The sequence below is a fragment of the Exiguobacterium sp. KJ 601 genome, from assembly GCF_027161185.1.
In the GTDB taxonomy this organism is placed as follows: domain Bacteria; phylum Bacillota; class Bacilli; order Exiguobacteriales; family Exiguobacteriaceae; genus Exiguobacterium; species Exiguobacterium profundum.
The window spans coordinates 46523-58747 of record NZ_JADHZG010000002.1; the positions used below are offsets into that span (position 1 = coordinate 46523).

Annotated in this window: 11 protein-coding genes; 8 read left to right on the forward strand and 3 right to left on the reverse strand. The window is 49.0% G+C overall.

The genetic code is table 11. The features are described from left to right. Nucleotides 1–24: 24 nt before the first annotated feature. Complete coding sequence (locus IRJ25_RS10660) at nucleotides 25–267, reverse strand: hypothetical protein (protein ID WP_031424128.1); 243 nt, start codon at nucleotides 265–267, stop codon at nucleotides 25–27. Nucleotides 268–287: 20 nt separating this feature from the next. After that, nucleotides 288–920 (reverse strand): HNH endonuclease family protein, encoded by a 633-nt coding sequence (locus tag IRJ25_RS10665; RefSeq protein ID WP_074035207.1) that lies wholly within the window; start codon nucleotides 918–920, stop codon nucleotides 288–290. Between the two features lie 280 nt (nucleotides 921–1200). Here IRJ25_RS10665 and IRJ25_RS10670 point away from each other — a divergent pair, with 280 nt between their 5' ends. Beyond that, nucleotides 1201–2394: a DUF4317 domain-containing protein gene (locus IRJ25_RS10670; protein ID WP_015880257.1), complete on the forward strand. Its 1194-nt coding sequence runs from the start codon at nucleotides 1201–1203 to the stop codon at nucleotides 2392–2394. Nucleotides 2395–2656: 262 nt separating this feature from the next. On the opposite strand, the gene IRJ25_RS10675 is transcribed toward IRJ25_RS10670, so the two are convergent. Further along, nucleotides 2657–4102, reverse strand: coding sequence for a DEAD/DEAH box helicase (locus IRJ25_RS10675; RefSeq protein ID WP_214784551.1), 1446 nt, complete (start codon nucleotides 4100–4102; stop codon nucleotides 2657–2659). Nucleotides 4103–4265: 163 nt separating this feature from the next. Here IRJ25_RS10675 and IRJ25_RS10680 point away from each other — a divergent pair, with 163 nt between their 5' ends. The 7 genes from IRJ25_RS10680 (at nucleotide 4266) to IRJ25_RS10710 (ending at nucleotide 12212) form a co-directional block, all read left to right on the forward strand. Continuing rightward, nucleotides 4266–5318 (forward strand): alpha/beta hydrolase, encoded by a 1053-nt coding sequence (locus IRJ25_RS10680; protein WP_441316671.1) that lies wholly within the window; start codon nucleotides 4266–4268, stop codon nucleotides 5316–5318. Next, nucleotides 5315–8089, forward strand: a complete 2775-nt coding sequence (locus IRJ25_RS10685) for a glycoside hydrolase family 3 protein (protein ID WP_214784547.1) — start codon at nucleotides 5315–5317, stop codon at nucleotides 8087–8089. Before IRJ25_RS10680 ends, IRJ25_RS10685 begins: the two co-directional genes overlap by 4 nt. Nucleotides 8090–8332: 243 nt before the next feature. After that, nucleotides 8333–8602, forward strand: coding sequence for a CD3324 family protein (locus IRJ25_RS10690; RefSeq protein WP_441316669.1), 270 nt, complete (start codon nucleotides 8333–8335; stop codon nucleotides 8600–8602). Nucleotides 8603–8723: 121 nt separating this feature from the next. After that, nucleotides 8724–9374 carry a FusB/FusC family EF-G-binding protein gene (locus IRJ25_RS10695; RefSeq protein WP_214784541.1) on the forward strand — a complete coding sequence of 217 codons (651 nt, stop codon included), beginning with the start codon at nucleotides 8724–8726 and terminating at the stop codon, nucleotides 9372–9374. Between the two features lie 137 nt (nucleotides 9375–9511). Continuing rightward, on the forward strand, nucleotides 9512–10882 hold the full coding sequence (locus tag IRJ25_RS10700) for an alkaline phosphatase (protein ID WP_269318261.1): 1371 nt from the start codon (nucleotides 9512–9514) through the stop codon (nucleotides 10880–10882). A 108-nt stretch (nucleotides 10883–10990) separates the two neighbouring features. After that, entirely contained in the window at nucleotides 10991–11656 is a 666-nt protein-coding gene (locus IRJ25_RS10705) for an HAD family hydrolase (RefSeq protein ID WP_269318262.1), read from the forward strand. Between the two features lie 61 nt (nucleotides 11657–11717). After that, the gene (locus IRJ25_RS10710; RefSeq protein WP_214784532.1) at nucleotides 11718–12212 is read left to right on the forward strand and encodes an LURP-one-related/scramblase family protein; all 495 of its coding nucleotides are present in this window, start codon (nucleotides 11718–11720) and stop codon (nucleotides 12210–12212) included. Nucleotides 12213–12225: the final 13 nt, after the last annotated feature.

Consider the following 12225-nt stretch of genomic DNA (forward strand, 5'->3'; position numbering starts at 1 on the left):
AATCGAGTGATCAACTCCTTCTTTTTACGTCCGTTCGAGAACATTCACGAGCATCTGATGGATGACAGTATGATCGTTCGGGTCATGAAGCTGATAGGGACTGCCGGGGAGCGTATATACATCTTTCGCTCCGACGTACGTGATGTGGAGTGTCAAGGAACCATCTTCCTGACACGCCGTCGTCAGTTCCAACTCACCACTGATGACACCGACTTCTTCCGTCATGACACCGTGGGTTGCCTTAAAGATCGAAGTGATTTCGTTCATTCGAAGACTCCTTTTCTAACTCAGTAACTGCAAGCATTGATGGCTGTCGTGAGTGCTGACTTCTCCGCTGATTGAAGGCTCAAGCCCCAACGACTCTTCGTTTCGACCCACATCTTCGCATACGCACAGCGAGCGCCGGTGCGAGGGGGTTGCCATGTCGACGGATCTTGGTCTCCTTTTGAGCGGTTCGATGAAGCGGACACCGCAATCAATTGAGGACCGTTCAAGTCGTTCGCAAAGCTTTGACGTTTTGTCGTCGTCCAGCTGCTTGCGCCAGAGCGCCATGCTTCAGCGAGCGGAACGACGTGGTCGATATCAATGTCAGAGGCTGAGGTGAACGTGATTCCGTCATAGTAACTGTACCATGAGCCAGTCGCAACCGGACATTCGTCGACGACCGAGTCAGCGTCTCGTTTCAAGACGATGTGACGCGTGTTACAACCGCTTCCTTGACTCGACCAGTGCGGGAAGAGGTCACGACTATACCCCGTCATCGACCCTTCATTTTTGACAGTGAGGGCATTCAGTTTCGTGAGCGCGTCCGCTTTCGATGGGATGTTCGGTGGGAAAGCAGAGACTGGTGTAGCGTCAAACGATGCGGAAATCCAGACGAGCAAGGCGACAAGTGCGACAGACATAAGTTTCTTCAACATATAAAGCCTCCTACTATGTATTTGGAATGAACACTTGTCGAGCAAGTGGGCAACCTTTCATCAAACAACTAGTGAGACAAACATCACGCGATAAATTCAACTTGATCATACACAGGACGATTTTGAAAAAGTGTGAAAATCTGCAAAATGATTAGAAAGACTATCGCAAATCCTTCTCTAGCATTAATGGACAATCCGGTGTTATTTCTTTGGAACTAGTGAGCGATCAGGACTGGTATAATGGGTGACATGGATGGAGAGAAAAGAAGAGGTGGATGGAATGAACAAGAAAGAGATTGCGGCGATTCGCCGACAGTTTAAAGTAAATGCGACAAAGCTAAAAATTGCTGACTTATATACGATTTACATCCGACAGGAAACGAATGAGATTTATTACGAAGAGTTGCGTCCGTTCCCGTTCTTAGAAGAAGAGCAGCAGGAGCTGTTTTTGACGAACTTCAAAAAAGTGCTCGGTGGAAAACTTGATGAAAAACTGTTCGAAGTGAAGTTCCAATATCCTGAGGAAGGTCAGGTCGACCATACGCAAGGCTTGCTGTATGAAGGACTTCGTACGGAAGAGACCGACGTCTGGACGGACTATATGCAACGCATCGCGTTGAAGATGGTGAAAGACACGCCGTTTGAGAAGGATATGGTCGTGACGTTCATCCGGGGGAATTATAATAAGCCGACGAACCGGTACTCGGAAGAGTCTGAGATTCACGCGAACGATGAGGTGTATACGACGAAGTTCATCCTCGGCAGCATCAGCCCGACAGAGCTTCCGAAAAAATCACTCGTCTTTGACTTCGTCGAGCGGGAGTTCAAAGCCAGCCTGATTGTGAATCCGATCATCAAACTCGAGGCGCCGATCGGTGGATTCTTATTCCCGTGCTTCACGGATAACGCAGCCGATGTGAACCATGTGCTTTATTCGGCACACAAAGCGCATCAACCGGATATGACGTTCATTGAAAACGTGTTGAACGGTTCGGAGATTGTCACGGCAGTGGAAGAGAAGGCGGTCTTCGAAGAAGTGGTCAAAGCGGTCATCGGAGAAGAAGTCAATTCCCGGACTCTCGCGACCGTTTATGATGAGATCAATCAAATCATTGTCGCCGAAGAAGAGAACGAACAGGAAGAAGAGAGGGTAGCGATGCTCGACTCCCGTGCCGTCGAGGTCGTCTTACGGGCGAGTGGCGTGGAAGATGTGACGACGGAGAAAGTCGAGCAGGCGTTCAAGCAAGTCGTCGACGATACGAAATATGAGATGAAAGCGACGAGTGTCGTTCCGAAGTATACGTCAAAGTCGATTAAAATTAATACGAAAGTGGCCAATATTTCCGTCAGTCCGCAAGACTTGAAATATGTGAAGCAGGTGAACTATAAGGGGAAACCGTGCTTGTTGATTGAAGTGGAAGAGGAGACGGAGATTGAAGGGTTCAAGCTCATCTCTGAAGAATCATTAGACTAATCAAGATAGCGATACATCCAATCGAGTATGTTGTAGTGTTCACGAGTGAACGTTCAAGCTAAGAGTCCGAGGCGTAAACCTTGGGCTCTTTTTTGACAATCGAGTGAGGAAGGTTGAATTCAATCTTTGATACAGGTATGATGCAGGTGAAAACGTTTTCTAAAAGCTATATTTTTTTTAGTGTTTATCGAAAGCGCTTTCGGAATTTATGAAACAACAAAAAACCTCAAAGACGAATATCATCTTTGAGGCTAGAGTTGTATTATTTACGCGCTTTGCTTACTTTTAATTTCTTCCCTTTGACCGGCGTCGTCTCCATCGCTTGAAGGACAATCGAACCTTTTCCGTTCAAAATATCGACGTAAGTCATTTGATCATTGATTGTGATGATTCCGATGTCGTCAGCGGATACGCCAGGGATTTTGGCGATTGTTCCGACGAAGTCGACGGCGCGAAGTTTTTTCTTCTTCCCGCCACTGAAGTGAAGCTTCATGATGTCCTGGTTAATACGAGCTGTCTTATTGTTTCGAACGACGCGTCGTCCGCTCAACTTCTGCTCAAAGGCATCTTGGTTAGCCGCAACTTCCGCTTCTGTCGGCGCATCGATCATCGGAATCTCGAATTGAACGTATGATTCAATCGCGTTGATGAGACGTTCTTCCTGACGGGTCATGAGCGTGATCGCCGTTCCTTGTTTGCCGGCACGTCCGGTACGACCTGTCCGGTGCACGTAACTTTCTTTTTCGACAGGAACGTCATAGTTGATGACGAGCTCGACGTTGTCGACATCGATTCCACGTGCTGCGACGTCTGTCGCCACGAGGTAGCGGAAGTTACCCATCTTGAATCCGTTCATGACGGCGAAACGGTCCTCTTGCTCGAGTCCGCCGTGAAGGCGTTCAGCCGAGTAACCGGCTTTGTCGAGCTCGGCGTACACCGTGTCGACGTTCTCTTTCGTCCGACAGAAAATCATACAGCTGTCCGGGTTCTCGACGACCGTGATGTCTTGAAGCACAGCCAGTTTCTCGTTCCGGTGAACAGGGAGGAGGCGGTGCTCGATTGTCGAAGCGGTCATGCCGGTCGATTCGATCGCGACACGTGCCGGAGCATTCATATGCTTCTGGCAGAGACGTTCGATATCTTGTGGGAATGTCGCAGAGAAGACCATCGTGACGCGGTCTTTCGGCAACTGTTGAAGAATCTTCTCGACGTCAGCGAGGAAGCCGCGGTTGAGCATCTCGTCCGCTTCATCGATGATCAAGTATTCGACGCAGTCGAGTGAGAGGGTCTCACGCTCGATATGGTCCATGACGCGACCTGGCGTACCGACGACGATATGTGTCTTTTGCTTCAACTCTTCACGCTGTTTCGAGAACGGTTCTTTCCCGTAGACGGCAGTCGCTTTGATTCGTTTGAAACGTCCGATGTTCGTCATGTCTTCCCGTACTTGAACGGCGAGTTCGCGTGTCGGTGTCAAGACGAGCACTTGGGGTTTGTTTTCGGCCCAGTCGATGAGCTCGATGACCGGAATTCCGAAAGCAGCTGTCTTTCCGCTTCCGGTCTGTGCTTTGACGATTAAGTCTTCACGCTCGAGCGCACGCGGGATGACCTGCTGTTGTACTTCAGTCGGTGATTCGTATTTCATAATGCCTAATGCGCGCGTGATCTCGTCGCTCAGGCGATAATCAGTAAATTGCTGTTTGTTCATGGGTAACCTCATTCTTTCGTGAAAACTTCTGCTTCAGAAAATTTCAATGTCTATTTGCAATACAGTCCATTATAGACCGAAAGGCATTAGGAAAGCCAATTTCATATAAAAATAAGTACTGGTGAAAGGGGTCTACATATTGAAACACAGTTATGAAAATCTCATGGATTATTTGAATCAGCATCAGCAACTTACGAGAACAAACCACCTCGAAACCGTCATCAAACCCATACCGGATGCAGACCGTACCGGCGACCTTGACCCACGTGTTTTTGCGACGTTGACCACAAATCATTCTTCACACGATGAACCGGATACAGCATTTGACCTCGAGGTGGCACGTGCCGGCATGGGGTGGCCGAACCGGGATCAGACGACGACTGATATCAAAACCGAGTATCTCATGATTCCTAGTGAGGACGGTGACATCCCGGTTCGTCTGTATCGTCCGCATCATACTGAAGCCATCCCAGCCATTCTCTTCTTCCATGGTGGCGGTTTCTTCGGAGGCACGCTCGAGACGGTTGAGAATCCTTGTAAATTGCTTTCGGAACGAGCGAACGCGGTTGTCCTCTCCGTCGATTATCGTCTCGCCCCGGAGCATCCGTTCCCGGCCGGATTGAATGACTGTTACCGCGCTTTGGAATGGGTATATGCCAACGCGACGGAGTTGAACGTCCTTCGTGATCAAATTGCTGTCGCAGGGGATAGTGCTGGCGGTAATTTGGCAACGGCTTGCTGTCTGATGGAGCAAGAACGAGGGGAAGGACGCATTTGTTATCAAGCGCTCGTCTATCCCGTCGTCAATCTGGGTTCGATTCCGACAGATGATTTTAAATGGGCGCTCGATGCTTATGATATCTCGCATCATCACGACCTAATTCGAGGTGTTGTGCTCGCCCTCGCCGACTCGGATTCGCTCTTAAATGACCTCTATCTTCAAGGGGAGGTGGATGTCACGCATCCGCTCGTCTCACCATTATTCGCAGACGATGTCTCAGGCCTACCACCGACTTTGATTGTGACGGCGGAGTACGATTACTTACGACTCGAAGGGGAGGCGTATGCGCGGAAACTGGCACGAGCGGGTGTCCCGACACGCCTCATTCAATATCGGGGGATGGACCATGCCTTCATGGACAAGTTGGGAGACTATCCACAGGCAGACGATTGTATGAATGTAATCGCAAAAGGACTTAAGGAGCTGACGAAATGAAACAGTATACATTGGATTGGACTCGTTATGAGGAATTGGCACGTCAAGCGGTCGCGGAAGGTGTCGTGTTAGTCAAAAACGAACAGAAGACCCTCCCATTACAGTCAGGGACGAAGCTCGCCGTATTTGGTCGTAGCCAGTTCCATTACTACAAGAGCGGTACGGGCTCAGGCGGGATGGTGAACGTCGGACATGTCACGACGCCGCTCGAAGCATTGCGCGAGCGTCCAGATATTCATATCAATGAATCGCTCTATGCGACGTATGAGGAATGGGTGAAGGAGAATCCATTCGACCAAGGTGTCGGTTGGGCCGGTGAACCGTGGTCGCAACAGGAGATGGACGTAACGGACGAACTCGTCGAACAGGCGACACAAGAATCAGATGTCGCCCTCATCATGATTGGACGTACGGCAGGAGAAGACCGTGACAACACGGCCGATCCGGGTAGTTACTTATTGACGGATATCGAACATACGATGATCGAGCGCGTCACGAAACGCTTCGACAAGACGGTCGTCGTGTTGAACGTTGGGAACATCATCGACATGAAGTGGGCGAAGGAGCCGAGTGCCATCCTCTATGCATGGCAAGGTGGGATGGAAGGTGGAAAAGGACTCGTCGACGTGCTCGTCGGAGATGTGAGTCCTTCCGGGAAACTGACGGATACGATTGCTCAATCGATTGAAGATTATCCGTCGACGAAGAACTTTGGTCATGCAGATAAAGGCATTTATCAAGAAGACATCTATGTCGGTTATCGCTACTTCGAAACGTTCGCGAAGGAGGATGTCTTATATCCATTCGGATTCGGACTGTCTTACACGACGTTCAAAACGGGGGTAAAGCATACCGCAGAAACTGATGGTGTCCTGACGGTCGAGGTGGAAGTGACGAACGCGGGTGAGTGCGATGGGAAAGAAGTCGTCCAACTCTACGTCGAGAAACCGCAAGGGAAGCTCGGGAATCCGTTCCGGTCATTGGTGGCGTTCGAGAAAACCTTGCTTCTTGAACCGGGCGAGCGCCAAATCCTTTCTTTCAACGTCCACATGACTGACTTTGCGAGCTATGACGACTCTGGCGTGACGGGTTATGAATCGAGCTTCGTTTTAGAGGCAGGAACGTATCGGTTGTACGTCGGAACGGATGTGCGTTCGGCTACACTCGCTCTCGAAGTCGAGCAACAGGAGCAACGTGTCCTCGAGACGTTAAGCGAAAATATGGCGCCTGTCCTCCCGTTCGAACGGATGAAACCAATTCAAGGCGAACAGGGATTTGAAGTGGGCTACGAGTCGACGCCGCTTCGCGCCGTTGACGTCGAGACACGTTATTTGGAAGAACGCCCTGAGACTAGAGTGTTCACGGGTGACCAAGGTATCAAATTAAGCGATGTGTATCATGGAAAGGCGTCACTTGACACATTCTTAGATCAATTGACAGATGAGGATTTGGCGACAATCGTTCGCGGACAAGGGATGAACTCACCGCGTGTCACGCCGGGGACGGCAGCGGCGTTCGGTGGTGTGTCCGACCGATTGAACGAACTCGGGATTCCAGCGGCGTGTTGTGCCGATGGTCCATCAGGCATTCGCATGGATATCGGAACGAAGGCGTTCGCGCTTCCGAACGGCACACTCTTGGCTTCTACGTTCAACGTCGATCTCGTCGAAGACTTGTTCGAGATGACAGGGCTCGAGATGCGGAAAAACCGCATCGATACGTTGCTCGGACCCGGGATGAACATTCACCGTAACCCGTTGAACGGACGGAACTTCGAGTATTTCTCGGAAGATCCGCATTTGACTGGGAAGATGGCGGTCGCTCAATTGAACGGCATGCATCGTGTCGGGGTGACGGGAACGCTCAAACACTTCAGCGCCAATAACCAAGAAGCGCATCGTCACGATATCGACTCGGTCGTCTCGGAGCGGGCGTTACGCGAGATTTATTTGAAAGGGTTCGAGATGGCGGTGAAAGAAGGACGCGCATCGTCCATCATGACGACATACGGCGCGGTCAACGGGATCTGGACGGCTGGTCTATACGATCAAAATACGCGTATCTTACGTGATGAGTGGGGCTTTGAAGGCATCGTCATGACAGACTGGTGGGCAAAAGTGAACTTCCGTGAGGATGAGTCGGCCAATCGTCAAAATACGGCAGCGATGGTTCGCTCACAAAACGACTTGTACATGGTCGTCGACCGTCCGGACCTCAACTCGTTCGAGGATAACACGATGGCATCACTCGAAGAAGGGATTGTCACACGGGGCGAGTTGTTGCGGAGCGCGCGCAACATTTGTACGTTCATCTTGAAATCACCGGCGATGGAGCGTCTTCTCGGGATTCATGACGGTTCCGTCGAGGTGCTCGGCTTTGAGGATGAGATGAATCAACAGGATACATTTGAGTTGGACTACCAACATCTCGAAAACGGGGAACATGTGGGTTTGTCAGGAATCGATACTTCGACAGGGAACACACACGTCTTCGCCATCTCGGTCGACCAAACGGGGACGTATGACATCACGTTGACTGCCCGTTCGAACGCGGGAGAGTTGGCACAGATGCCGGTGACATTATTTGCGAACAATATCCCGGGTGCGACGTTCACGTTTAATGGGACGGACGGAGAATGGGTGACGCAGACGAAGCAGGTCTTCTTCTTGAACCAACATAATTATCTCCAGCTCTATTTCGCGTTAAGCGGATTAGAAGTGAAGGACGTGTCCTTCAAGCTCGCAGATGAATTCAGTATGAAGAACGGCTGAGCCGCCCTTTTGCCGATTCATTGAATCCTGTATAATCGAAAGAACGACACATCGTAAAGGAGGCGCATACCCGTGGAAAATCGGCTTCGATTTTCTAGGTCTTCACGCACTCATGCAAAGCCATTTGGACGAAAGGCGATCACTTGCATGGGGCGAAACGAATACCTTGATCGCTTGATTTTAACGTAAACCACTTGGCTTTGCTCCCTTATCGGATTGGATTCATTCAATAAGGAGCGAGGTATGATGAAGTACGTCAATGCGCAACAAATCCTGCCAGAACGATTGTTGCAAGAGGTGCAACAATACGTACAAGGTGAAACGTTATATGTGCCGACCCCGACTGACACGAAACGGAAATGGGGGTCGGTCAACGGTGGAAAACAATTACTTGATGAACGAAACGAAGCCATACGCGCAGCGTTTCGGAATGGAGAGCGAATCGAAAATCTGGCCAAGTCCTATCATTTGGCGACGCATACGATTCGAAAGATTGTATACCGCTCGAGATGAAGGAGGTACGACTAGTTCGCTAGTCGTACCTTTTTAGGTCGACTATGTTTCTTAATCAAAGTGTACACAGTAAGGAAGCATCGTTTCCTGTAAACTGAAGATGGAGGAAGGGGGCGACAAAATGTCAGATCCATTTATTCAAAACGAACAATATAATCTCATCAAAGAACAAGTGACGCTCGTCAAAGGGAGTCGAACGCAAAGCCTGCCGCCTTCTGTCTTGCGAGCAGTCATCGACTTGGCACAATCGAAAGTGATGTATGCATTCCCTGAAGCGACGACTGAACAACTGAAGCTGTTACAGTTCGAGACGCTACAGACGAACGAAGCGTTCGACGAATACATGCAACAATTACGAGAATGGGTTCAACCGTTTCCCGTTATTTCTGCCGAGCAGCTGAAGAGTTTGTTCCCGAAACAAAAGAAGCTGCGCTTGCCGGAGTTATCCGATGTTGATTTTGGAAGACTCACGTATTTGAGTTGGAATGATGGACGTTCCGATCAAAAGTTGATGATTTGCCAATACGAAGGTCAATTGATTGGCATTGCATGTAAACCGAGTACGAATACGAAGAAAAATATATGTGCCTTTTGTAATCAGTTCACGGATGTGACGTACTGCGTTACGATCACGAAAGCGAAACAAGCGAAAAATCCGGACTATTACAAAGCCATTGGCACATATATATGTGCCGACAGTAAGACGTGCAACGAACACATCACGAGCCAAGAGGCTTTGCATACTTTTGTTCATACAGCGTTACAGGCCTGACGAGAGAGTCAGGCTTTTTATGTTGTTGAAATGGCGGCATTTACAAAAACCATACAGGGCTGTATTCATTCTGAAAATGTATCTTTACAAAAGTTCGTTAGGCTACAGAAGTAGCACATATTCGGGAGGGTTTACAGATGAAAAAGACAATGAAGAAGTTCGTTCCACTCGCAGTCGTGTCGACGCTTGCGCTCGGGGGAATCGTTGGTGTTCAACAACAAAACGAAGCAGAAGCAGCAAAGGATTCAAAGAATCATAAGGCGAAAAATGTCATCTTTATGATCGGGGACGGGATGGGCGTGCCGTATACGACAGCACTTCGTTACATGAACGACAATGAAGAGACGGTGGAGATGGAACCGACTGCCTTCGATCCACATTTGGTGGGCATGCAGTCGACGTATCCTGAAGACGATGCGGAGAACGTGACCGACTCGGCGGCGGCCGCAACGGCGATGAGTTCGGGTGTGAAGACATATAACAACGCGATTGCCGTTGATAATGACAAGACAGACGTGAAAACGGTACTCGAACAAGCGAAAGAGAACGGTATGTCGACAGGACTTGTCGCGACGTCAGAAATCACGCATGCGACACCGGCATCTTACGGCGCGCACGAGGAGCAACGTAAGAGTGAGAATGCGATCGCCAATGATTACTATGATGATTTGATTGATGGGGAACACAAAGTCGACGTCATGCTCGGGGGCGGAACGAAGTTCTTCGAACGCTCAGACCGGAATATCGCCAAGCAGTTCCAAAAAGACGGCTACAGTTACGTCACGTCAGCAGAAGAGATGAAGCAGGACGATAACAAACAGGTACTCGGTCTATTCGCGGAAGTCGGATTGGACAAGATGATCGACCGTGACAAGAAACAACCTAGCCTCGCGGACATGACGACGTCCGCTCTCGATCGACTGAAAGGGGACAAGGATGGATTCTTCCTCATGGTAGAAGGAAGTCAAATCGACTGGGCCGGACATGACAACGATGTCGTCGGCGCAATGAGCGAGATGAAGGATTTTAAGCAAGCGTTTGAGGTCGTTCGTGACTTCGCCAAAGAAAACGGTGAAACGTTAGTCGTTGTGACGGCGGATCACTCGACTGGCGGCATTTCAATCGGGGCGGACGGGAACTATAACTGGGATCCGACACCGATTCAAGCAGCGAAACGCACACCGGACTTCATGGCGAAAGAAATCGAAGCTGGAGCGGACGTAGAAGCTGTCTTACGTGAGAACATTGATTTGGAATTGACGTCTGAAGAAATTACTTCTGTGAAGAAAGCGGCTGAGACGAATGACGTCACGAAAATCGACAATGCCATCGAGAAAATCTTCGATCAGCGTTCGGGAACGGGCTGGACGACGGACGGTCATACGGGTGACGACGTGCCGGTATATGCGTTCGGACCACAACAAGAGAAGTTCGTCGGCATGAGTGATAACACCGATCAGGCGAAACGAATCTTCAACTTGTTGAAGAATAAAGGGAAAATCAAATAAGTAAGGGAATATGCTAAGACTACGCGGAATTCCTGCGTAGTTTTTTTATTGTGAGGTTGTCGTATGATAGACAGACAACCATGATTCGATTAACGAGGGGGGAAGCGGATGAAACACGCAGTGATTTTTGATATGGACGGAACATTGTTTCGGACAGATTTGATTTTAGAGTTGGCGTTGGCTGAAACGTTTGAACACCTACGAAAAAATGGAGAATGGGATGGGCCGACACCGATTGACGAATACCGAAAGATTATGGGCGTACCATTGCCTGTTGTTTGGAACACATTGCTCCCACAATACGATGAGCAAACTAGAGAAGAGGTCGATGCCTATTTCTTAACACGACTCATCAAAAACATTGAAATCGGGAATGGAGCATTATATGCAGGGGTACTCGAACTGTTTGAACAATTGCATCAAATAGGGCATTCCATCTTCGTCGCAAGCAATGGTTTGGTGGACTATTTACAAGCCATCGTCATGCACTATGAATTGGATCGTTGGATCACAGAAACTTATAGCATTCAACAAATCGACACGTTGGATAAGGGCGATTTGGTGGCTGAAATCGTGAAGAAGTATGAACTGCAGGAGGGCTTCGTGGTAGGTGACCGATTATCGGATATCTCGGCTGCACGAGCGATCGGACTCATTTCAATCGGCTGTCGTTTTGACTTCGCACAAGAAGTAGAGTTACAAGAAGCGAATTACGTTGTGAATCACTTGGCAGAAGTTCTCGATATCGTTTCAAAGGAGACGGCTTCGCTATAAGTGAATCGATTTCTGGATTGGACTCGTAAGTAAAGGACTACAACAAATCGGAGGGATCATCATGCACACGCTCTACATGAAACAAAAAGTGTTTAGCTTACGCGGACGTTTCACCATCAAGGATGCGGACGGACATGACAAATATTTCATCGAAGGTAGCTTTATGAAGTTTCCAAAATCATTCGAAATCAAAGATACGAACGATCAGACGGTCACGACAATCACGAAAAAGACGTTCAGTTTTTTACCGAAATTTTTTGTGGAAGTGGACGGCACAGATATGATGACCATCTCGAAAGAGTTCTCGTTTTTCAAACCGAAATATTCAATCGATGCAGCCGGGATCGATGTCCAAGGAGATTGGTGGGACATGGATTTTGATGTGACGAAGAACGGACATTCGATCGGAAGTGTACAAAAGAAATGGTTCTCATGGGGCGATAGTTACGAGATTCGTGTCGAAGAACCGGAGATGGAGCACCTTCTTATCTCTATCGTCGTAGCAATCGATTGCGCGAAAGCAGATCAAGCAGCGGCATCTAGCGCAGCAACATAAAGGGGAGTATCGA